This window comes from Oribacterium sp. HCP28S3_H8 (assembly GCF_052064775.1).
In the GTDB taxonomy this organism is placed as follows: Bacteria; Bacillota; Clostridia; order Lachnospirales; family Lachnospiraceae; genus Oribacterium.
This window is the reverse complement of sequence record NZ_JBQHUZ010000004.1, coordinates 78,390-100,375: the sequence shown is the minus strand read 5'-3', so window position 1 is coordinate 100,375 and position 21,986 is coordinate 78,390. Positions and strand designations below refer to the sequence as shown.

Annotated in this window: 17 protein-coding genes, 1 pseudogene and 1 riboswitch; of the genes and pseudogenes, 6 read left to right on the top strand and 12 right to left on the bottom strand. The window is 46.8% G+C overall.

Going from position 1 to position 21,986, the window contains the following annotated elements:
- Window positions 1-5: 5 nt before the first annotated feature.
- From ACTNEN_RS06160 to ACTNEN_RS06145, 4 genes are all read right to left on the bottom strand, one after another.
- Window positions 6-1,304, bottom strand: coding sequence for a sodium:solute symporter family transporter (locus ACTNEN_RS06160; protein ID WP_441205167.1), 1,299 nt, complete (start codon window positions 1,302-1,304; stop codon window positions 6-8).
- Window positions 1,291-1,527, bottom strand: coding sequence for a cupin domain-containing protein (locus tag ACTNEN_RS06155; protein WP_441205166.1), 237 nt, complete (start codon window positions 1,525-1,527; stop codon window positions 1,291-1,293). Before ACTNEN_RS06155 ends, ACTNEN_RS06160 begins: the two co-directional genes overlap by 14 nt.
- A 117-nt stretch (window positions 1,528-1,644) precedes the next feature.
- Window positions 1,645-2,379: an SDR family NAD(P)-dependent oxidoreductase gene (locus ACTNEN_RS06150; RefSeq protein ID WP_441205165.1), complete on the bottom strand. Its 735-nt coding sequence runs from the start codon at window positions 2,377-2,379 to the stop codon at window positions 1,645-1,647.
- Window positions 2,380-2,540: 161 nt separating this feature from the next.
- Complete coding sequence (locus ACTNEN_RS06145) at window positions 2,541-3,011, bottom strand: MATE family efflux transporter (RefSeq protein WP_441205435.1); 471 nt, start codon at window positions 3,009-3,011, stop codon at window positions 2,541-2,543.
- Between the two features lie 453 nt (window positions 3,012-3,464).
- Here ACTNEN_RS06145 and ACTNEN_RS06140 point away from each other — a divergent pair, with 453 nt between their 5' ends.
- Both ACTNEN_RS06140 and ACTNEN_RS06135 read left to right on the top strand, forming a co-directional pair.
- Window positions 3,465-4,217 carry an IclR family transcriptional regulator gene (locus tag ACTNEN_RS06140; protein ID WP_441205164.1) on the top strand — a complete coding sequence of 251 codons (753 nt, stop codon included), beginning with the start codon at window positions 3,465-3,467 and terminating at the stop codon, window positions 4,215-4,217.
- 126 nt (window positions 4,218-4,343) lie between these two features.
- Window positions 4,344-4,653, top strand: a pseudogene (locus ACTNEN_RS06135) (hypothetical protein); the annotation flags it as partial.
- Here the strand turns inward: ACTNEN_RS06135 and ACTNEN_RS06130 are convergent.
- Window positions 4,648-5,634 (bottom strand): alpha/beta hydrolase fold domain-containing protein, encoded by a 987-nt coding sequence (locus ACTNEN_RS06130; RefSeq protein ID WP_441205163.1) that lies wholly within the window; start codon window positions 5,632-5,634, stop codon window positions 4,648-4,650. The pseudogene ACTNEN_RS06135 and the gene ACTNEN_RS06130 overlap by 6 nt on opposite strands.
- A gap of 494 nt (window positions 5,635-6,128) precedes the next feature.
- On the opposite strand from ACTNEN_RS06130, the gene ACTNEN_RS06125 reads away from it, so the two are divergent.
- Window positions 6,129-6,743: a zinc-ribbon domain-containing protein gene (locus tag ACTNEN_RS06125; RefSeq protein ID WP_441205162.1), complete on the top strand. Its 615-nt coding sequence runs from the start codon at window positions 6,129-6,131 to the stop codon at window positions 6,741-6,743.
- A 79-nt stretch (window positions 6,744-6,822) separates the two neighbouring features.
- Here the strand turns inward: ACTNEN_RS06125 and ACTNEN_RS06120 are convergent, their stop codons facing one another.
- Window positions 6,823-10,122: a DUF5107 domain-containing protein gene (locus tag ACTNEN_RS06120; protein WP_441205161.1), complete on the bottom strand. Its 3,300-nt coding sequence runs from the start codon at window positions 10,120-10,122 to the stop codon at window positions 6,823-6,825.
- 147 nt (window positions 10,123-10,269) lie between these two features.
- Between ACTNEN_RS06120 and ACTNEN_RS06115 the strand changes: the two genes are divergently transcribed.
- Window positions 10,270-11,121 carry an AraC family transcriptional regulator gene (locus ACTNEN_RS06115; protein ID WP_441205160.1) on the top strand — a complete coding sequence of 284 codons (852 nt, stop codon included), beginning with the start codon at window positions 10,270-10,272 and terminating at the stop codon, window positions 11,119-11,121.
- A 157-nt stretch (window positions 11,122-11,278) separates the two neighbouring features.
- On the opposite strand, the gene ACTNEN_RS06110 is transcribed toward ACTNEN_RS06115, so the two are convergent.
- From ACTNEN_RS06110 to ACTNEN_RS06100, 3 genes are all read right to left on the bottom strand, one after another.
- On the bottom strand, window positions 11,279-12,403 hold the full coding sequence (locus ACTNEN_RS06110) for a substrate-binding domain-containing protein (RefSeq protein ID WP_441205159.1): 1,125 nt from the start codon (window positions 12,401-12,403) through the stop codon (window positions 11,279-11,281).
- Window positions 12,404-12,567: 164 nt separating this feature from the next.
- Window positions 12,568-13,539 carry an ABC transporter permease gene (locus ACTNEN_RS06105; RefSeq protein WP_441205158.1) on the bottom strand — a complete coding sequence of 324 codons (972 nt, stop codon included), beginning with the start codon at window positions 13,537-13,539 and terminating at the stop codon, window positions 12,568-12,570.
- Window positions 13,536-15,041 carry a sugar ABC transporter ATP-binding protein gene (locus ACTNEN_RS06100; protein WP_441205157.1) on the bottom strand — a complete coding sequence of 502 codons (1,506 nt, stop codon included), beginning with the start codon at window positions 15,039-15,041 and terminating at the stop codon, window positions 13,536-13,538. Before ACTNEN_RS06100 ends, ACTNEN_RS06105 begins: the two co-directional genes overlap by 4 nt.
- A 188-nt stretch (window positions 15,042-15,229) precedes the next feature.
- Here ACTNEN_RS06100 and ACTNEN_RS06095 point away from each other — a divergent pair, with 188 nt between their 5' ends.
- Window positions 15,230-16,390 carry an aldose epimerase family protein gene (locus ACTNEN_RS06095; protein WP_441205156.1) on the top strand — a complete coding sequence of 387 codons (1,161 nt, stop codon included), beginning with the start codon at window positions 15,230-15,232 and terminating at the stop codon, window positions 16,388-16,390.
- Between the two features lie 250 nt (window positions 16,391-16,640).
- On the opposite strand, the gene ACTNEN_RS06090 is transcribed toward ACTNEN_RS06095, so the two are convergent.
- The 3 genes from ACTNEN_RS06090 to ACTNEN_RS06080 form a co-directional block, all read right to left on the bottom strand.
- Entirely contained in the window at window positions 16,641-17,972 is a 1,332-nt protein-coding gene (locus tag ACTNEN_RS06090) for an SseB family protein (protein ID WP_441205155.1), read from the bottom strand.
- Window positions 17,973-18,179: 207 nt separating this feature from the next.
- Window positions 18,180-19,790: an AAA family ATPase gene (locus ACTNEN_RS06085; protein WP_441205154.1), complete on the bottom strand. Its 1,611-nt coding sequence runs from the start codon at window positions 19,788-19,790 to the stop codon at window positions 18,180-18,182.
- Window positions 19,791-19,956: 166 nt separating this feature from the next.
- Window positions 19,957-20,571 (bottom strand): ECF transporter S component, encoded by a 615-nt coding sequence (locus ACTNEN_RS06080; protein ID WP_441205434.1) that lies wholly within the window; start codon window positions 20,569-20,571, stop codon window positions 19,957-19,959.
- Window positions 20,572-20,727: 156 nt separating this feature from the next.
- Window positions 20,728-20,845, bottom strand: a riboswitch (FMN riboswitch).
- A gap of 456 nt (window positions 20,846-21,301) precedes the next feature.
- On the opposite strand from ACTNEN_RS06080, the gene ACTNEN_RS06075 reads away from it, so the two are divergent.
- Window positions 21,302-21,928: a 50S ribosomal protein L25 gene (locus ACTNEN_RS06075; protein ID WP_441205153.1), complete on the top strand. Its 627-nt coding sequence runs from the start codon at window positions 21,302-21,304 to the stop codon at window positions 21,926-21,928.
- The last annotated feature ends 58 nt before the right edge of the window (window positions 21,929-21,986 follow it).

Sequence of the window (21,986 nt, the reverse complement as noted above, 5' to 3'; positions counted from 1 at the left end):
TTATTTTACTTTGTAGAAATTTTAGAATTTTTTCTCGGTTTAGAAGACGCATACAGACCGCCGCCGACCAGCATAATGATGCCGCCAACTGCAACAAATACCAGTCTTTGAACCGGAGGATTGGGAATAAAGATCAGCAACAGCACAAACACACCCAATACCAGAATCAGTTTGCCCAGCATGTTACGCTGACGATTGTCCAGTGCATCCTCTTCTTCGTTGCCTTCCGATACAACTTCTGTGGAGATATTTTCAAAGAACTGATCCACTTCCTTCTGTCGTTCTGGTTTCAGACCTTTGTAGAACAGTTTTGTTAAGAAGTAGAAGGGCAAAGTAATGCAAGCATGCAACACTACACCCAAAGTCAGAGACTGCATATCAGAGAATTCTCTGCTGGTAAGAGGGGTGGGGAGATGCAGGAAATTCTGAATCATCTCTGGAGTGACCACAAAGGCAACAAATGCGGAAACCAGACCACCGACCAGAATAGTCGCCCAGGCAGCCCAGTCAGGAGTCTTCTTCACAAAGAATCCCAACAGGGACGGAATCAGGATGGGCAATGCCAGCAAAGAAGAAACCATCATAGTCATATTGAACAGATTGGTATTTTTCAGGCTGTTGAGGAAGACGCTGGTTGCAATGATGACTGCGCCAAAGGCAAAAGTAGCAATTTGCCCTACCTTCAGCATTTTTTTCTCATCAGCCGATTTATTGATTACAACCTTATAGAAGTTGCGCACAAAAATACCTGCATTGCGGTTTAGTGCAGAGTCCATGGAGGACATGGTTGCTGCGAACATCGCTGATATCATCAGGCCAACCATGCCGGCAGGAAGTTCATTTTTCACAAAGATGTAATAAGTGGCGTCCTTGATGCTCTTACCCAGATTTGCCAGGTTCAATAAATCGGTATTGGAATAATTTGCAGCGACAAACCAATCCGAAATAAACCAGATAAACGGGCCGATCAGCATCAGGCCACATGCCAACAGTGCTGCCTTGCGTGCATTCTTGGTATCCTTTGCGCACATATAGCGATAGGAATCGATCATGTTATTGGTGCTGAGGAACTGCTTGCTGAAGGATGCGATCACCCACACGATGAGCAGACCCACATAATTATAACCAGAACCGAAGGGACCACTGTCCGGCAGACCATTCTGGAAAATCGGCACCAGGCCATCCGATCTGATCATGGCAACAATGGCAGCCACCACAGATACGGCCATAATCACGACCATCTGCAAAAAGTCGGTGGCCTTGCCTGCTGCACCGGTAAAGGTCCATGCGCTAAACTGGGTCATAAATGCCGTGGCGCCAACTATCCACCACAACATCTTCCAGCGCAATGGCGCCATGCGGTTCGTTGGGTGCAACATAATAGTTGTCGCCCTTGTGGAGAATGTACTTTTGGCCGTTCACTTCATATTCAAAACTGCCAGATAAAATATAGCTGACCTGCTCGTGCGGGTGCACATGCACTTCACCAACGGCTCCCTTTTCAAAAGTCACTTCCACTCCCATCATGTTTCCACCGTGTGTTAAATTCTTCTGGTGATTCCCGGCGCCGGATGGGTGGGTGTGATTTCTTTATACTTTAAAACCATTTTTATTTTCCCCCCCTTGTTCCGTAAAAACGGTAAATCAGATAAATGCCTGGCCGCCATTGATCTGAATCACTTCGCCTGTCAGGAAAGATGCTTTTTCCGATGCCAGAAATTCGATGACGTCTGCCACTTCACGCGGATCGCCCAGGCGCTTCATCAGGATGCCATCCTTCCAGCTCTGCACCAATGCCGGATCGGTCGCTGCATGGAACGGTGTATCGATGGTGCCGGGAGAAACCATATTGACACGGATGTTGAATTCTGCCAGATCCTTTGCCAGCGCACGGGAATAACTCTGCACGGCCCCCTTGGCTGCTGCGTAAATGGAAGCGCCGATGCCGCCGCCATTGGTCACAGCGATGGTGCTAAAATTGATCACCGATGCGTTGGTGCCCTTTTTAAGCAGCGGCAATGCTGCACGGGTGTTGAAAAATACGCTGTCAAAGTTCAGCGCCATGACCTTGCGCATAAAGTCTGTCTCCATCTCGGAAACACGCTGTCTGCCGCCCAGGCCGCCAACATTGTTGACCAACAGATCCAGAGAATCAAACTTTTCAGCAATCTTCTGGAAGGTCTCATTCACCTGCTGTTCATCTGTCGCATCACACAGATAAAAATGGGCCTTGATCCCCTTGCTTTCCAAATCTGCCATCACGGCGTCACGGCCCTGCTCATTGAGCCCGGTGAGGATCACTTCATAACCTGCCAGGCCTAAAACTTCTGCGGTCTTTGCTCCAATGCCACCGGTTGCACCTGTAATAACTGCTCTCATTTTCTTCCTCCATTATGTTTGATAAAATTTTATACTATCAGCTTCAACTGATATTTAGCATGTTCACCCGCTTGTCTAATCAACACCGTATGACGTGTTTGATTGACGGGATTATCCTTGGTCTTGAGCAAAAAGATCTCCTGCCCTTGCTTATGAACAACCTAAACCAGTCCTTCCCATATTCTTTTTTTAAAAGATACCATGCGACAAGCAGTGCAAAGATGCCTGTCAGTCCATTGCTGATCATCATCACAAGCCCCATAGCAATACCACCTGTCAATGTGGTATGATGTAAAAGAAACCGCAAGATCGGCAATCATCACAACGCCCTGATGCAACACCAGCACAAAGAATCCAGATAAGAGCACTTTGCTGACCGCCATTAAGATATTGACTGTCAAAATCTTTACCCCGTTGCCTCTTGCTTTTTCTATCATGATATACACGTTATTAAAAAAGACAAACACCAACGACAACATGATGACTCGATAATAGGTCCATCCGATATCCAGCAATTCCTGCGGGGTATTGGTCAAGCGCAAAATCCACTTACCTGACAAAATGAAAAATGCGGTGAGCAAAATCGAAATCACAAGTGCATAAAAGAAAGTGGTATTGACAGATCGTTTCACCAAAATTCATTGATCAGCTGAAAAAGCGCCATCGGCATGCAAACAGACAAAACACCTTGCAGCACATTGCCCTCCAAAAGAAATGTGCGTCTTTTTGTGTCCTTATCCTCTACCATGATTCTCATAAAATCTCCTGCATCCTGCTTTGCAAATGAGGGATTTCCACGCTCTCATTTACTGAGTTCATAATTATGAACTCAGTTCTGTTTTCTAAGTTAGTTATACGACATCCTATTGTTAATCGTCAATAATATTTTAAAAATTTTTTAAATCTGAGCATAACACCTAAAATATTTTAAAACACGTGTACATATATTACAAATCTCTTCTTTAGATTGAACTTCTCAATTTTGATGAACCAAGCTTTTTTGAAGATCATAATTGTCCTCTAGACAATTCCAGTATATTATGATAACCGTGAATAAAAAACACATAGTAAGTAAGGAACGAGAAATGAACAAGACTGTTGAACGTACCTTTGCCATTTTACAACTCATTGCCAATAGCAAACACGGAATCACCTTGCAGGAGATTTCAAACGAACTGGGGATTGCCAAAAGCAGTGCTTTTGTCATTGTCCATTCCCTGCTGGAACTAAACTATGTAAAGACACTAGAAAATAACGATAAAAAATATTGTCTTGGCGTAGAAACTTTTTCTCTTGGGATGAAGTATACCAATGATTTGGACCTGGTACAACAATGTGGCAATTATTTACCTGCTTTGGCTGAAAAGTATAATAAAACTGCTTTTCTGGGCATCCTCAATGATTGTAATATTGTTTATCTGTATAAATACGTTGCAAAAAACGCACGTCTTGCCACTTGTGCCATAGGCTCCAGTAAGCCTGCATATGCCACTGCACTGGGAAAAGCGATCATGGCTTTTTTGCCCGAACAGGAACAGCTACATCTTGCTGAAAAAATTCAATTTGATGAACTGACCACCCAAACTATACGGTCGAAAGAGGAGCTTCTTCATGAGCTGACTCTGACTAAGCAAAGAGGCTATTCCATTGAAAGAAAGGAGCTGGAAAGACTCACTTTTTGTTGTGGCGCTCCCATTTTTGACTACAAAAAAAATGTGATTGCTGCCATTTCCCTCTCTGATCTTGCCATTGAAAATAATAACGAAGAGCAAATGGCAAACGACTTAAAGGCGGTCGCTACAGAAATTTCAAAAATTGCTGGCTGCACATTTTCATGACTCTCCCCTTAGACCCTGTCCGAAAAATCCAATGTGTTGGTTAGTCTAGCAAAATGGCAATCATCCTTAGTAAAACCGCGCAGGCCATGAAGGACTTCCACGGCATCTCCATATCCCATCAGATGATTGAAACGTCTCAACCGCACTTATAAGGCTTCTTACCGCCCCCACAAACGGCTTTGACAACTACAATGGTGCTAACTATGACCTCGCGATATGGGTTGCTTACTACAACTTCCTGCGGCCACACAAGCTGCATAAGTTCCAGCCTCCAGTCAGGAATGACATCATTGCCAACGGCGAAAACATGCCGGGAAAATGGCAGCTCCCTAGCCCTCGGAGAGCTTTCAGCAGACTATATCTACAGATTTTCAAGGTTCGTCGGAGCCTTTTTCTTTGGCTCTTGGTTGTCATAGATTACTTGACACTATCATAGTCTATTCATCAAAAACGTATATGCAAACTGGTCAATTTCTGGTCCCAGTGATGGTCCATGCCCGCCCCAGGAATACTCGATCATCGTGGCGTCTGCGCCTGCTCTGGTCAGTGCCTGATACAGATGTTCGGTTTCTGACGGGTCGACCAGCGGGTCACTCCCACCGTGAAACAGGCAGACTGGAGGACATTCTTTAGAAACATATTGGATTGGACTCATCAGCTTAAGCAGCTCCACATATTTCCAGTCAGGATCCGTCGTGTCTCCCTTTTGGATTAACTCGCTCAACGTTTTCATATTATGTCCGGGACCGGTATAGCCGATGGCGAGCGCTAGAATCGAATTGGCATTATCATTGGACAAATTTTCAACCTCGGTTCCTGTAAGGTCCACCGGTTCCTGATCCATCTTTGCCGCATTTAACAGTACCTCCCGGGGAAGATCTGCCGGTGCATAAAAAAGGCAGGCAGCCTTAACGGAACTATCATACGCAGGATTTCCGCCAACATCTCCCTCAATTTCCGGATGTCCCTGACTTAACGCAAGCATTGCGGCAAGATGCCCGCCCGCAGAATTTCCAAGGGCTCCGATCCGATTTGGGTCAATGTGGAATCTTTCTGCATTCGCCTTAAGAAAGCGGATACATCCTTTCACATCATGCACGCATGCCGGAAACAGGCTTTGTGAAATCAGGCGGTAATCCGGGCAGACAATGGTATATCCCTGGTTTGTCAGTCTTACGAGATCCCGGCAGTACACTGCTTTCTGTGTTACCTGCTTATACTCTCCCCAGCTCCATCCACCTCCGAAGATATAGACAATGCAAGGACCGGGCTCAGTCTGCTGTGGATCCTGATAGATATCAAGCTTTAAGGTGTACGGCGTACCGTCCTTGAGCGTCACATCTGTATAAGGAATATCCTCAAACCGAGGCTTCTTTTCCGGCGGACATAATGGTTTAACCTTGGGTGACTGATACATTTTTATTTCCTCCTGCAAAAATTTAATGGTATAGCTGGTGACATCATATAATCATTATTCAATTGGAGTCATTACTTTCTGGTAAGTGTATCTTGCGCCATTTTCGGTGATTTTACTTCTTACAATAAAAAAGCTGGGACCAATCACATGAAATGGATATTTCTGCAATACATTTTCTGTATGGTAAAACATTGTCCTCTTTAATTTTTGAGGATAGTTATTATCACTTCTGGGTGGAACCAGACGCCGGTCAAATACGGTCAGATACTTTTTGACTGGAATTGCCTCTACTTTGTCATTGATCGGAAGTTCAAGCCTATCGTAGTTTTGCAGTATCTTCTGAGTTTAATATATGTTAAAATTGCCATGTACCAGATGAATTTTACAGCCGTTACTACAGATGTCAATGAAGAAAGTCTGTCTGTAAGACACTCATCTTCTTTTTTCATCACTATGCGTACTGCTAGTTTCAGTGCGGCGGAATGGAGATTTTTATGAAATGTTTAAAGTGTGGATATGAAAATCCGGAGGATGCAGTTTTCTGTGCCAATTGCGGCGCCAAAATAGTGGCTGCTTCTCAGGTTCCCGGATCACAGGATGTACATGCATCACACACGGGTAACTCGGAAACCGAACAAACTGTACAACAGACGGCTGCGCGGACTTCTGCGCAAACCGCAGAGAGCAAGACCAATCCGTCCATGGGAAATGCAGATTCATCGGCAGCACAGCAGGTGTACGGTCAATTCAAAGGACAAAGTCCGGAACAGGGAACACAGAACTTTGCACAGCATCAGGATAATTTCAATACTTATTACCATGAGCAGCAAAATAAACCGGGAAACGTATCCCAGTCTCCACTGCCGGATTTCAATCCCAATATTCCGCCAGAGTATCAGCCCATCACGATGTGGGGATATTTTGCATATGAAATTCTTTTTTCAATCCCGTGCATTGGTTTGATTGCGCTCATCTTCTTTTCCTTTGGAGGAGCTAAAAATGTCAATCTCCGGAATTTTGCCAGATCTTACTTCTGCTTCCTGATCATTGCATGTATTGTCTTTGCGCTGCTTGGAGGCTGTGGCATAGTTTTCAGCGCATTTGATTAAACATAAATTTGTATCAAGAAAAAAGTCATCCGAAAGCCACAAAGTTGTGGCAATCGGATGACTCTGCGTTATCAACGGATCATTGCAACATCCCTTTTTCCGCCATATCGAGATACCGGATGGCATTCCAATGTGTCGGCTCATAGGAAATGCATTTCCGGAAGGCTTCTGCGGCAAGCTGATCCTTACCGTATCCAAGATTTCCAAGCCCAATCAGATAATAGCAGTGGGCCTTATTTCGGCGGTTCCAGTCCTCCTCAAAAATCTGGAAATCCGGAAGCGATACAGCAAAATATCCAATTCGGACATCATCCTTCATATGACGCTCGCCATAGTCAATGAGCTTGTTGAAACGCGATTTTCCCGGAATCTCCTCTCCAAGCTGCTGCTTGGCAAGACCTTCAAACAGAATCATATCCGCAGGCTGATCATTGTAGTACATCATTCCTGCCGGTTCATCCGTGCCGAAGGTCGCTGTTACAAAATGCTGTTTCGCGGCATCAATGTTTCCGAGCTTCTGCTCACATATTCCAAGATAATAGTGAATGTGATTGTCCTTGGTGCCTTCCAGCTTGCCCTCTCCCAGGTTATCCGGGTAACGGAGAGCTTTTGTGAGCAGTTCCTTTGCTTCCGGCCAGTTTCCGTTACGCATTTCCTGTAAAGCCAGTCCGACAAGTGCATATTCATACTGCGTGGTTACCTTGCCTTCACCACCCTCCCACGGATGGAAGCGGTTTGCCATCATGAAATCATACGCTTTCTGGTACTGCCCGGTGAGATTTAACAGTGTTACATACTCCACCATGAGGTCATCGCGCTTTGTGAAGACGGAAGCATTCGCATCATAGTTTTTAAGACGCTCTGCTGCCGGGACATCAAGCTTCTTTAAAAGCTGGTCATACTCCAGGAAGATCCGGGGATCCTCAGGATTTAAAGTATAGGCATGGTCCATTGCGGATTTGGCGCGGGCAGGATCCTGTTCCTTGTTGTAATAGGCAATGGACAGATTTCGCCATACAATCGGGAAGTCCGGGCGGAGCTCCGACGCCTTTTCCCAGTCGCGGATGGCAGTGTCATATACGGTTTTGTCATAGTACAGGTTGCCAAGATAATACCAGGCATTGCCATCCTTCGGATTCCGTTTGACGGCACGTTGAAGGACAAGGATATCCTCAAGCTTGTTGGGAAATACCCAGTCCGTGGAGTCTGTCGAAGCCTTGGCATAAAGTGCGGTGGCGGTTTCCTGATCTCCACGTAAGTCAGCCGCGTATGCCTTGTAGTAATCCAGCATAGCCCAGTCTTCCGTGCAGAGAGACAGCTCCTCGATTGCTTCCGCATACGCACCGAACTCGATATAGTCCCGGGCAATGGTCAGGAAGTTTTCATGGTAGTTCCGGGCAAGCTTTACGACTTCTGCTCTAAGAGTGTCTGCATGCTCAGGATCCAGATATGCCTGCTCAAGGCGTGACACATAATCAAAAGGATCTACAACAAGGTTCTCGGAAATGCTTTGGAGAGCCGTATCTGTTCTGCCAAGCTTCCTGAGGATATACGTTCTGAGTCCTCTTGCCTTAACATTATGCGCATTTTTTACGAGACCTTTGTCCACAAGCTCCAAAGCGCTCTCAAAATTCCCACGTTTTGCCTCAATCGCCGCGAGATAATAGAAGCTCATCTCCTGCTGCTCATTGGACCAGCTTGCTTTATAAAATGCATCAAAGGCTTCATCGTCCCGCCCCTGATATAAAAGCGATAGCCCAAGGTTGTAATACGGCTCGGAATTATACGGATTAGGATTTTTCCAGGTTGCCCTGCGGATCGCTGTGCGGAAATACTTTTCTGCTTCCGTAAACTCTCCTCGACGCATCTTCAGAGAACCGTAGGCGTTGTTAATCCGGATGTCTCCCGGATCTCTCTTAAGGCCCTCAAGGTAGTACGGGTCCGGACGATAGGTTGCGTGCCGGTACTGCTCGATATGGAGACCTGTGAGATACAGCTCCTCATTGGTCATGATCTCGGCAGGATCCTTTGCTGCCTCTGCAGGATGCGGAAGATCCGGAATTTCCTTTTTGAGCGGTGTATAGCTTACAAGCTCTCTGCCATTGGCAAGTACGGTAAATGTAAGCTTTGTCTCATCCTCAACCCTGGTGTTCAGCGTCTTTTCATAAATATTCACAGGACTCAGATGTGCTGTTTCATCCAGTAGAATTTCGCCATCTAAGCTCAGCCGGAATTCAGCTTCCGGATAATCCTGCGTGCCATAGGCAATCATGTGAATGCCATCGTCCGTAACCTCCAGATTGATCGCGGCATCCTTGGACGCATTTTTGATCTGACCGACAGCCTTGTACGGCATGAAATACTGGGTGAAGGTTTTTTCCTCCATCGGTTTAAGCCATGTGAAATCCGGCTGATTATCGGTAAATACGCCGCACATCAGTTCAATATAGGGTCCGTCATGATCGGTGAGATTTCTGTCCCAGGCCTTACCGAAATCACCGCAGCCCCAGGTCCACTGCTTTTTACCTGGAGAGATATGATGATCCGCAACATGCAGAAGTCCTGCCCCAACCTTGTAATCGTATCCGCCGACAAAGTTGAAATCCGACTTTTCCGCCATATATGAGGTTGGAACCGGGATATTTTTATAACGGGAAATATCTACGCCGGCACTATAGTCATGCTTGTAATAGACACCGGTTGCAATCGGGAACCGGGAAACATCGCGCTTTCCATGATCCATAACGGCATGTACATCCGGCGGGAAGATAGACTGTGTGTAGTCATTGACCGGAACGGCAGGATTTGCCCACCAGAGGAAGGTCTGCGGCGTGCTGGTACGGTTGTAAAGCTGCCCCTTGATCTCGATATATGCCTTACCCGGATAGAGTGTGAAGCTTGCCTCGCCGCGGGTTCCGTACATCTGATCCGTATCGGAAATCCGGCAGGTTTTGGATCCGTCTGCATTTTCGATCAGCATATAGTCCACCGGTGCAAATGTTGTCGGGCGGTGATGCTGCGGCCAGTTGAATTCTATACCTCCACTGATCCACGGTCCTAAAAGACCTACCAGCGCTGGCTTAATCACATGATTATAGTATACAAAGTCATAGCCGTTGGTCTTGTCATAGGCACGCTGGATCCTGCCGCCAAGCTCGGGGAGAATCATCACCTTGAGGTATTCATTTTCCAGCCAGACCGCGTGATAGACCTTGTCTTCCTTTTGATCATATATTTTTTCAATGGTCGGATACGGGTAGATTCTGCCGGAGCTTCCCTGATAAACCCTCTTTTCCAGGAACATCGGATTCTTGTCTGGTTCACCGATGCCATAGGTCGGGATCTTGACCTCTTCCTCCCAGATTTTTACGACTGACATGACTGCCTCCTATTCCAAATGAAATCAGATAGATTTACTTATTTTTATTTCTTGCTTATAATATATCCTGTAATAACACTTAATTCATTAAGCACTTTTGCGGTTTAATTTTAAAAACTTGCTTTAAAGAAGCGGAAAGGAGCCTCTATGCTTTCCACTGAAAAATACATACGTGAGGGTTCGGATTTTTATGTGTATACACCCGGAGCTATGGCAAAGGGACTGCTTTTATATCCTATGATTATCGGTTATTTCCGTTATCTGCCCGGCTACTGGATCCGCCGCCAGTCCTTTGACAGCTTTCTCATCATGTATATCCGTAAGGGATCCTGTACGGTCGAGCTTGACGGCAGGACCTATCATGCGTATGAGGGGAATGTTGTCCTGATCGACTGCTATCGTCCTCATGCGTATGGTACGGACACCGGATGGGAGGCAGAGTGGATCCACTATGACGGCAGGCAGGCCAGAGGATATTACAATGCAATCGTGAATGATGCCGGTCCTGTGATTACGCTTAAGGATACATATCGTTTTGAGAAGTATCTCCATAAAATATATGTAAGCTTCCGGGATTCGCTTTCCATCCGGGAGGCGTTATTTAACAACTATCTTGTCAATCTCATGACAGAGCTTCTGCTTGCCCGGAATCAGGATGCTGCGGAGCAGGGCTCCCGAGGGGTCATTGATGATACCATTGCATATATCACAGAGCACATCAGGGATGAGCTTGCGCTGGGACAGCTTGCAGAACAGGCTGCGCTCAGCCCCTTTTATTTCAGCCGGCTTTTTAAAAAAGAAACCGGATTTACCCCGCACGAATATGTGATTGAAGCAAGAGTCAACGCTGCTAAATATTTCCTGCAGTCCGGAAAAATGAGCATTAAGGATATCTGCTTCAGCTGCGGCTTTACCTCCGAATCCAGCTTCTGTACGACGTTTAAAAAGGTGACAGGGCAGACACCCTCCCAGTATCGCACAAGTGTGGATGTACAATGAAGATTCATTGTTTTTTAGAACATGAAAGCCAGAAGCGTGAGGATATGTGCACACGATCGACAATCAGGGAGGCACGGTCCTAAGGACCGTGCCTCCCTGATTGCTTTTTCGGACCGGGATTGGTCCATATATTTTTTGGAGTTACAGGTTTAACAGTTTATTCCGCATCCTTACCCATGGTATCCTTATAGTTATCCGGAGTTACGATAACTGCAGGTACTGCGGTTTCCATATCCGGGGTTTCACCGTTAATGAGCTGATACAGAACTTTTACAGAGCCTTCACCGACAGACTGGGATGAGAAGTATGCAGCAGCCTTCATGCAGGTACCGTCAGCGCCCTTGTTGTTCCACTCATCCTTTGCCATATATGCACCAAGTCCTACAACGCAGGCATCCTTATCAAGACCTGCGGACTCCAGTGCACGGCAGGCACCAATAGTTCCTTCCTCGTTGGCACCGGTTACAAGCCATTTTTTAACTTCCGGATGCGCTGTGATGACAGAAGATGCAGCGGTGTTGCCCTTATCGGTTGTTCCATCGTAATCTGCCTTATAGATCTTGGACTGATCAAAATCCGGGCAGTCTTTTGTGAACTGATCAATTTCGCCTTCGGCTCTTGGTACGCAGGAAGATACGGTATCCATCGTAAGGATCAGAAGTGCCACATCATCCTTGCCAATAAGATCATTATCCTTGGCATATTTTGCGAGCCATCCGCCATTTGCCTGACCGATCACATAAGCATCAATACCTACCCAAGGTGCTAGCTTCTTGCCATCTGCATCCTGCAGAGCATCATCTGCTGCGACGATCGGGATTCCGGCACCCTTTGCTTTGTCCACTGCTGCCTGCGACATGGTCTGGTCAGGAATACAGGTAACAATACCTTTCGCATTGTTTGCGATTGCGTTATCAATCGCCTTTAAATATTCCTCCGGATTCATTTTGGCATCCACATAGGTGAAGGTGTCGCCCTGCGCTTCTACTGCTGCCTGGGCTGCTGCGCCCTCATCAATAAACCAGGTCTGGTCACCGGCCTTGTAAATGCCATATACAACGCCGGCCTTGCCACTGTCTCCAGCCGGTTTTGCAGCCTCGGTTGTATCTGCTGCTGCACTACTGCCGGCGTCGGCTGCTTTCGTCTCTGCCGCTGTTGTTGCCGCAGCTGCTGCGGTTGTAGCGGAAGCGGATCCTCCCTCAACGGAGCATGCCGCCAGAGATCCGGTCATAGCAATTGCCATACCGAGAGCTGCCATTTTTCTGAGATTAGACTTTTTCATGTATTTCCTCCTCTGCGCTTGGCGCAATAATAATAGTTCAGTTGGTTTAGATTGTTCGGATTAGAGTTATCGATTTGACGGATTTTCCTCTCCTGAATTTTTAATTTAATTTTACCTGCTCTTGATCTGCGGATTCAAAATTGCTGCTTCAGAATTTCTGCTGTTTAAAGGTTCTTCATGGAGAGTTCCAGCAGCTCCTTCTCTCTCCTCTGCTTACGGATATAGTCGGTTGTCAGTGCAAAGAGAAGCAGTCCGCCTTTGGCTACATACTGCCAGAAGGATGGTACATTTACCATGGTGAGTCCTGTATTAAATGCCTGAATCAGGATAATACCTAGAATTGTGCCTCCCATGTCTCCGACACCACCCTGGAAGGATACACCACCAAGGATAACAGCAGTGATGGCATCAAACTCAAGGTTGACATTGGCTGCCGGCTGTCCGGAGTTCATACGTGCCGAGAAGATGATGCCGCCGATGGCGCAGAGTGCACCCATCATGATAAATGATGTAGTAATGATCCGTTGCGGATTTAAGCCTGCAAGTCTTGCGGCTTCCTGTGAACCGCCGATCGCATAGATGGAACGACCGAATTTGGTCTTGGATAGTACAATACCAAAGACAACAATGCACAGGATCATGATCCATACGGAAACAGGGATATTGAGGATCCGGAGCTTACCCAGTAAAAGATAGGATTTGTTGGAAATCGCAATGGGTTTTCCACCGCAGATGATGTAGGCAAATCCGCGGATTACAGACTGCGTTACGAGGGTTGCAATAAAAGCTTCCAGATGGATCTTATTGACCATAAAAGCATTCAACACACCAACAACCATACCTGCGGCAATCGTGATGATGCAGGCAAGTAAGAAGGGAAGTCCCATGCTTACAAGCGTCGCGGCAAGCACACCTGAAAAAGCGGCAAGAGATCCCGGGGACAGATCGTTCTGCCCTGCGATGATCAGGTAGGTATGTCCGATTGCCACGAGACCGACGAGGGAAGCGGCAATCAAAATGTTGATGACATTGGTAATGGATAAAAAGTTACGGTTCAGCAATGTAAAAAGGATAAATACGACGATGATTGCTGCAATGAGGACCAGCTTATCGCCGGAAATTTTCAGTTTTTTCATTTTTCAACCCTCCCGATCATAGCGAGACTCAGAAGATTTGTCTCAGTTGCTTCCTCTCTTGAAACCTCTCCGGCGATCTGCCTGCCTTTCATAACGATAATCCGGTCGGATAAGCCGATGACCTCCGGAAGCTCGGAGGAAATCAGTATGACGCCAAGTCCCTGCTTTGCAAAGCGACAGATCATGTTGTAAAATTCGGATTTCGCGCCGACATCAATACCCTTTGTCGGTTCGTCCAGAATCAGCACTTTAGGATTTGTTCCAAGCCATCTGGCGACAATCACCTTCTGCTGGTTTCCGCCGGACAACTCAACAATTTTTTTATCCGGTGACGGGGTTTTGACACGGAAATTACGGATACCCTCTTGAGCGGCTTCCCGCTCCTCCGCGGTATTTATAAATCCGAGCTTGTTGGAGTGCTTGTCCAGCATGGAGATATTGATATTATCTGCTACGGAAAGGTTTGCAATGATGCCCTGCAGCTTCCGGTCCTCCGGCACCAGTACAATACCCTCATCCATTGCATCATGAGGCGAATGAATATTCAGCTTCCTGCCTTCAAGAATCACCTCACCGCTTTTCATCCGGTCAGCACCGATGATCGCCCGCATAAGCTCGGTACGTCCTGCTCCGACCAGTCCGGAAAATCCGAGCACCTCACCTTTACGGAGAGAAAAGGAATTGGGCTTTACATAATCCGAGGAAACATTTTTTACTTCAAGCAGAACCTCACCGATTTCTTTATTCCGGTCCAGATTGTTGTAAATGTCGCCGAGATCCCTGCCTACCATCATGCGGATCATCTCGGACTGAGGACATTCACCGGTCTTAACCGTATCGACATAGTGACCATCCTTAAAAATTGCCACCTTATCCGTGATTTCCTCAATTTCTTCCATCCGGTGTGAGACATAGATGATGATCTTGTCTTCTGCCTTAAGCTTACGGATAATTTTAAATAATGACTCGATTTCAGAATCGGAGAGGGATGCTGTGGGTTCATCAAAGGCAATGACCTTGAGATTCTCCCGCGAATACGCTTTCATGATCTCGACCATCTGCTGGTAGGCGATACTGAGATCCTTGACCTTTGTATCCGGCCGGATTGGGAGACCGAAATCCTCGATGATTTTTTCTGCCATGCGGTTGGCTTTAGCAGTATCGATCATGCCGAATTTCCCAACGGGCATCCTGCCGAGATAGATATTTTCCGCGACAGAGAGCTCAAGCAGGATCTGCCGCTCCTGATAGATGATCGAAATACCTTCCTCGATGGCTTCGTGCGGAGATTTGAAATGCTTCTCTGCTCCATCCAGGAGATACTTTCCGGAAGTCGGCTGATAATCGCCGTTAAGCGTTTTTAGCAAAGTGGATTTACCTGCGCCGTTCTCCCCGAGAAATGCCAGAACCTCACCGGAGTATGCCTTGAATGAAATGTCATCCAGCGCCTTCACTCCGGGAAAGTATTTTGAAATATGCTGAAATTCCAGGACATGTTCCATGCCATGCTCCTTTCATCTGTAGAATACGTATTTTTTTAACTGACTTTATTGTAAGTTAGTTTTTCTGCAAAATCATTGCCTTCATTTGCCGATGCATTTTCAAATCTTGCTCTCATTACCATGATAATTTCTTTTTCGGCAGTTTTTAAATATACTGTAAAATGTACAAATAAATGGAGAAAAATGCCATGAATATAGAAATTGTGAAAGATCATACGATAAAAAGCAGAGAATACTTCAGAATATTTACCAGTTCTGGCATGCAAGTGACGCTTGGAACGTATGGAGCTGCTATTGAGGACATTGCGCTTCCGTTTACAGATCATGCGGTAGGTCGATATTGTCCGGCAAGTGCAGACCGTTCTGAGCTTAGACATTCGATCGTGCTAAAGGAAGCAGATGAAGCTGCGCTTTTGCGTTCCGGATCCTATGCCGGGAGGACGCTTGCCCCCAATGCCGGCAGGATCAGCAGAAGCGCTCTCAATATAGAAGGACATTGTTATACGCTGATGCCCAATGAGGGTCAGAATCAACTGCACGGAGGTCCGCATAATCTTGCGCATGAGGACTGGGAGGTCGAGTCTCAGGAGCAGGCGCCGGATTCTGTACGGATTACCTTCACGGCAGAGCAGGCGGATGGCGTGGACGGATATCCGGGCAATCGGAAGTACCGGGTGGAATATTCTGTGGAGGATACGGGCTGGATCCGGGTGAAATATCATGCGGAGTCTGATCAAGCGACCTATATCAATATGTCCAATCATACCTACTGGAATCTGACAGTTCCGGAGATCCTGCAAAACCAGGTGGCGGATGGGTCTAAGGAATATCAGGCTGATCCATGTCAAGGCTCCGGACTCAGGCAGGAGCTCGAGATTTCCGCCAATAATGTAGTGTTGAATGATGATCAAAGTCTGCCGAGAGACATCATACCGGTATCCGGCACGGCATTTGATTTCCGTACGCCGGCAGTCATTGCCCATATGCTGCATTCTGAAATCCTGAGGGATGATATTACGGACCGGCAGTTTCTGATTGGCAGGGGCTATAACAATGCTTATATCCTGACGCGGGCAAATCTTAATCGTAGGGTACGAGGCGTAAAGCGTGAGGATGCTCTGAAAAAAGCCTGTACCTTGCTGGATCCGGTCTCCGGGCACAAAATGATTATGATGACGGACGCACCGGCGCTGGTGCTTTATACCGGTGGGTATCTCGATGTGCCCTCGTCTTATATCGCATTGGAAGCGCAGGACATCCCGGATGTTGGTAATCTCCTCCCGGAGCGGATGCAGATCACCGATCCGGAGCATCCATTTCACAGAGAAATCCGGTATCGTATCTCGTAACCATAAAATGAATCAATGTAAAATTCTGTAATATTAAATCTTTGAATCTGAAACAAAAATGCCTCCTGTACCGTCAAGCACCGGCATGGGAGGCGTTTTGCGCAGTTGTATGAAGGACATCATATTTACTGCGGCATTATTATAGCATGATTATTAAATATTTATAAAGTAATACCGATTTTAATCTGCTAAAAATATTTAATAGACAGTATTTAAAATATTTATCCAAAATGATAGAGATCTTAAAAAATCATTTCTCCGGATCTCCGCTCTCATTTCCGCTTTCGGATGTGGCATCCTTAACCAGGTGTGGACGTGACGCTACTGTTTCCGTGGTGCCTGTCTCAGACGGAGCAGCAGCCGGCTGCTCCTGGCGCTGCATTACCAGTCCCTGACCCTTGGGGTTAATGATAAAACCATCATACTTTGCTGCCATAGCGAGCACATTTTGATAGTTCAGACTGTTGGGACGGAATTCCGTATCCTTAAAAGCCTTGATGAACTCAAACACATCTGTAAACACGGGTAGAAAACGCTTACCGCCAACATTCAATCCAGGAACCTCGACACTTTTTCTTGGAGCCTGCGCGGCAGTTCCCTCTGCAGCAGTGCTGCCAGTCATGGCTGCACCGGCGTTTCCGGAAGTATCACCATTTGCAGTGGCATCCGGAGTTACCTCCTCTACCTTGGCTGGTACCAGGAAGACCGCCTTGGACATAAATGCAAGGATCCGGTCAAAGCGCTTTTTGAGAAGTTCCTGCCGTGTCGGATAATTTACCGGCCATTTAAATTCGCAAAGATAATCGTTAATGGCAAAAACCAGTGCCGGATTATGAGGCGGGATGGTCTTGGGATCCTTATTGATATAGAAAGGTGCGGAAATCTCCGAACGCTTCAGAAATCCCTTGTAATAGCCATTATCTACGATGATATTTTCATCCCCGAGGAAGTACAGCACATCAAAAAGTCCAAGTGCCTGCGGCTTCTCCGGATCCTGCGGTGCAAACATCCCCGGAAACTGCATAATCCGGATCGCCCGGTATTGCTGCTGATAGAGTGCGGCACCCTTTTTGGCATGCTCCTCGTCAAGATACAGCTGAACAAACTCATTATCAATCAGTGGATAGCCTGTGCGATTGTCATAAAGCAGATAGTAATTTTCGGACCGCCGGATGGTATTTAAAAACTCTGTATGGATTGCCTGGCGGTTCTCCTCAAAATTCTGAAGCTTTGCCTGTGCCTGGGCAAGATTAATTGCCGCCTCCAGGAACAGAAGCTCCTGCAGGTTAAGCTTCTTAAGATCAGATGGCTTAAGCTCCGGTTCATAGATCAGATTTCCAACCCGGGTCTTTTCCTCCTCGGTAAGCGGATCCTCGATCACTACCGGTGCTGCAGCGTCATTGTCCGGGCGCTTGACATTCATCTGATTGATCCTTGGCATAACCGGCCACTGAAAACCCTCGTGCGCCTTTTTCTGCTCTTCCACGAGCTCCTCATGCCGCTTTACCTTCTCCTCCTCAAGGGCAGCCTCCTCAGCTTCCTTTTCCTTCTTGCTTTTGCCAAATATATTAAAAAAACCCATGCGTTTCTGTCTCCTTTGCTGAAATGATAACTTTTTAATTATAGCATAGATGTATCCGGCAGAACAATCAATTTTACTGTTGCGATGACCTTCCGGGTTCTATTTAGCTTCCATGACCACCGTACTCAGGTGCCTGCTCCATTTTCAGATACGTTTTTTTGCCTTTTCTATAGGCAGAAGACAGCAAGGCCATAGACTGAAAAATGCTCAGCAATCCAGAAGCTTCGCTACGGTATCCTTTGTGAATGTCACTGCCCCGGCATGCCGCGTTTCAATCTGGTAGAGTGCATTTGCCGCAAGATGCTCCGCGACCTGCTCCAGATCCCGGATTCCTGTGGTGTCCCGGTACTTCTTTATAATCACATCTGCAGCGTCCGGTGTAACAACACACTCTTCCGGGGACATGCTCATGCGCTTCAGCACTTTTGGCAGAGAGAAATGCAGGAAGATCTCCTTTTTCTCTTCCGGCGTATAATCCGGAATGTCGATCACGGCAAAACGGCTCATCAGCGGTGCGGAAATCCGGGACTTATCATTGGCAGTGGCAATCGGATAGACACCACTTGTCGGAATCATGCACTCTATGTAATTGTCCGTGTAGCCAAGGTTATCCAGCAGCGTCAGCAACGCGTCTGCCGGATTTCCGTTGACACTTGCGCTGTCCGCTTTATCAAGCTCATTGATGATAAAGACGATATTGGAGGAGCCTGCCTCGGAAAAGGCTTCCATGATCCGCCCTGCTTTGGCATTGGCATAGACTCTCGGACTTCCGGTGAGCGCCTCAGAATCGTGAATGGCACTCATGTCCAGCGCGGTCCATGGAAGCCTGAGGATCCGTGCCACGGAGTATGCAATCTGTGATTTTCCGATTCCGGCGGGACCTGCGAGCAACAGTCCGTATGCCGGAAGCGTATGGGTCCGGTTGATCTGAATGATGGTTTCCATGATGCGCTGCTTTACCCGTTCCAGACCATAGAGCTCCTCATCCAGGATCTTTCTCGCTTCTACCGGATCAATGGACGCAAAGTAGCTGCTCTTCCATTGTACATTCAGCACCATCGAGAGGGCGCGCTGTGCGTGACGCCGCTCTTCCGGACTGATGGTATTGGTTTTGATAAGCGTAACATTTCGTTTTGCCCAGGACCGGATGTTTGCGGGGAGACTTCTGCCGGCGCAATTCAGATAATCCAGCATCGCGTGCAGGTCTGTCATCCGGAGAATTTCTGATTCCTGTTCCTCCTCTGGCGCCTCCTCTCCCATTTCTTCAGCCCGGCTCTGTAAAAGACGTCGGATGACGAGCTGCAGGAAACTGTCCCGGGAGGGATTCACCGCATAATCCATGCTGTCCACTGCACGGATTTTGTATACACCATATCCGCTTCCATCCGGGGCAGAGGCGCCGGTCAGCCGGACAAAAACCTGATTCTCGCCGAGCCATCTCACAAGATCCTCAAAACGCTGGTCTACAAGAAGCAGATCCGTTTCTTTTTCTGCGAATGCAGCTGCCTCGACGGGTATCGTTTCCCCGGAAGCTACAGAACCGCTGGAAGCTGTCTCTGGACTTGTTCCGGAAATGCTGCCTGCGGCTATAGCAGGAGTGGCAATAGTAAACTGCGTACCTCTCAGCGGATTTTTAAAGCTGCCATAGAGATGATGGGGAAAATGCTTCCCCTCATCCTTCAGCACAAGAAACGGATGTGCAGCATCTGCTGTTTCCTGCTCCGAGATAAAGGTGGTATACGTGATACGCGAAGCTTCCTGATTCTTTATGTCTGTGCTGCCATCCGACGCAGCATTAAAGTCAAAAACTCGATCCATAAAAGCACTCCTGTGGTTTATTCTCCTAAATAAAGCTAATACTACCATACCCGGGAGATTTCGGATAGAAAAATTCTCTTAATAAAAAATACTCCCTCTTACTGCTGATCCAGTAAAAGGGAGGTATCTTCTATTTTAGAATCTTATCATCGCTGCAGCTTGTCATTTATTTCCTGCCATGCAGTACCGGCGAGAGATATGGATATACCATAAAGGCAATTGCCACATCAATCATACCCTTTACAAAAGTAAATGGCACGTTAAAGGTCAGAAGTGACTGGAAAATGCTCTGCATGGAAGGGATGATTGCCTGGTATGCTGCAAGAATCGTCTGCTCCGGCATGAAATTGTAATATACCGGATAAACGATATAGTAGTTAGACGGCAGAGAAAATACTGCCATGGCAATGGCGCCGACGATTGAGCCAATGAGCGCGCCACGCTTGTTTTTCTTAAACTTATAAACTGTGCCGGCGGTTCCGACAAAGACAGCACCCAGCAGGAAGTTGGACAGCTCTCCCACGCCAAAGCTACCGGAGTCCAGGACATGCAGGAGATTTTTGATAAATTCAATGGCAACACCGCAGATCGGACCCATTGCGAAGGCACCGATCAGAGCCGGCAGGTCGGAAAAATCAAATTTGATAAACGGCGGCATCAGCATCGGCACCGGGAGCTCAAACAGCATCAGCACAAATGCTGCTGCGGAGAGGATACCGGTCATGGCAATAATGCGGATACCCTGTGCGGTCCGATCGACAGATACGGTTTTTGTTTTCATGTTTGTGTTCATAAATGTCCTCCTTAAAGATCTCGTCCTAAGGGGGTCTGCTCTCCGTCTTGCCCGGTCAGTATCCAGCTGTTAGCGAAATGCTGCCAGCAAAAAATCCCTGCATCCAAAAGGATCCAGGGACTCATAAAGCAAAGCATATAAGCAAAACCTCTTCTTTCATCCAGACTATACTGTTGGTACCGGAGTTGCACCGGTTCGGCTGCTATCGCAGGTCGCGGACTTTACCGCCAGTGGGGAATCACACCCCGCCCTGAAGATCTTTTTTTATTTTCAAACATATTCTACTGACTTACGGTGAAAAAAGCAATAGTTATTATGTGTGAATGTATTTTTCTCCACAGATACGCTTTTTTCCATTGTGCTTGGACCCATACAAAAGCTGATCAGCATTACGGATCATTGGATTATTTTATTATGAATCTATAATTCTATTGCCTGAAATGTGAAAAGAATGTGAATTTGCTGCATGAAACATTCACAAAAATAAATAAGAGATATTTAAAAATATTTGGTTAATCATTTTTATCCGACAGGGGTAAAATACAAGATACAGATAACTAATCTGTATACCGTATTCACCTTGGGGCTGCATTCCGCGATGCAGATTAATCTTTAACGGGGTTGCTGCCGAGGATGCATACGATGTTTCCTTCCGACGCCCCAGGCATAAGGACGTACGACATTGACAGCGGAATCATCCGCAGAAAGAGGTATAGTTATGGAAACATTACAGGCACAGAAAAGAGATCTTAGTGTAAAGGCCAAGAAGTTAAGACGTGAGGGTCTGATGACCGGTTCGATCAGCGGCAGAGATCTTAAGGAGTCTATCTCTCTTGTATTAAGCCAGAAGGATGTTGCAAGACTGATGCAGGATCATCATGTTGGCAGCCAGGTAAATGTGAAGGTTGACGGCGAGGATCACAGAACCATGATTAAGAGCCTGAACTTTAACGGTCTTGCGCATCAGTATATTGACATTACATTCCAGGAGCTTGTCAAGGGTGAAAAGATCAAGACTTCCGCTCCGATCGTACTTGAGCATGAGGATCAGGCACAGGGCTTCCTGACAAGAGGTATTGAGGAAGTGAAGTTTGAGACCTATCCGAGAGATCTTGTTGATGAGATCAAGGTTGATGTTTCAAAGTATCCGGTTGAGAGCAGCATTACTGTAGGTGATCTTGACATTGCCAAGAATCCGGAATTTACAATCCTTACTCCGCTTACAGACATTGTGCTTCATGTTGCAGCACATAGACATGTTAAGGCAGAGGAGACAGAAGCTGCAGAGACCGCCGATGCAGCAGCCGTTCCAGCAACAGCACAGGCGAGCAACGATAAGCAGTGATGAGCTTTCCTGTGATATAGATGGCATGAAGTCATCCGATTATCCGCGACTTTGCGGA

Bases quoted from the DNA above. Each gene is read 5' to 3' on its own strand.
- ACTNEN_RS06160 (WP_441205167.1), bottom strand. From the start codon at position 1,304: ATGACCCAGTTTAGCGCATGGACCTTTACCGGTGCAGCAGGCAAGGCC.
- ACTNEN_RS06155 (WP_441205166.1), bottom strand. From the start codon at position 1,527: ATGATGGGAGTGGAAGTGACTTTTGAAAAGGGAGCCGTTGGTGAAGTG.
- ACTNEN_RS06150 (WP_441205165.1), bottom strand. From the start codon at position 2,379: ATGAGAGCAGTTATTACAGGTGCAACCGGTGGCATTGGAGCAAAGACC.
- ACTNEN_RS06140 (WP_441205164.1), top strand. From the start codon at position 3,465: ATGAACAAGACTGTTGAACGTACCTTTGCCATTTTACAACTCATTGCC.
- ACTNEN_RS06130 (WP_441205163.1), bottom strand. From the start codon at position 5,634: ATGTATCAGTCACCCAAGGTTAAACCATTATGTCCGCCGGAAAAGAAG.
- ACTNEN_RS06125 (WP_441205162.1), top strand. From the start codon at position 6,129: ATGAAATGTTTAAAGTGTGGATATGAAAATCCGGAGGATGCAGTTTTC.
- ACTNEN_RS06120 (WP_441205161.1), bottom strand. From the start codon at position 10,122: ATGTCAGTCGTAAAAATCTGGGAGGAAGAGGTCAAGATCCCGACCTAT.
- ACTNEN_RS06115 (WP_441205160.1), top strand. From the start codon at position 10,270: ATGCTTTCCACTGAAAAATACATACGTGAGGGTTCGGATTTTTATGTG.
- ACTNEN_RS06110 (WP_441205159.1), bottom strand. From the start codon at position 12,403: ATGAAAAAGTCTAATCTCAGAAAAATGGCAGCTCTCGGTATGGCAATT.
- ACTNEN_RS06105 (WP_441205158.1), bottom strand. From the start codon at position 13,539: ATGAAAAAACTGAAAATTTCCGGCGATAAGCTGGTCCTCATTGCAGCA.
- ACTNEN_RS06100 (WP_441205157.1), bottom strand. From the start codon at position 15,041: ATGGAACATGTCCTGGAATTTCAGCATATTTCAAAATACTTTCCCGGA.
- ACTNEN_RS06095 (WP_441205156.1), top strand. From the start codon at position 15,230: ATGAATATAGAAATTGTGAAAGATCATACGATAAAAAGCAGAGAATAC.
- ACTNEN_RS06090 (WP_441205155.1), bottom strand. From the start codon at position 17,972: ATGGGTTTTTTTAATATATTTGGCAAAAGCAAGAAGGAAAAGGAAGCT.
- ACTNEN_RS06085 (WP_441205154.1), bottom strand. From the start codon at position 19,790: ATGGATCGAGTTTTTGACTTTAATGCTGCGTCGGATGGCAGCACAGAC.
- ACTNEN_RS06080 (WP_441205434.1), bottom strand. From the start codon at position 20,571: ATGAAAACAAAAACCGTATCTGTCGATCGGACCGCACAGGGTATCCGC.
- ACTNEN_RS06075 (WP_441205153.1), top strand. From the start codon at position 21,302: ATGGAAACATTACAGGCACAGAAAAGAGATCTTAGTGTAAAGGCCAAG.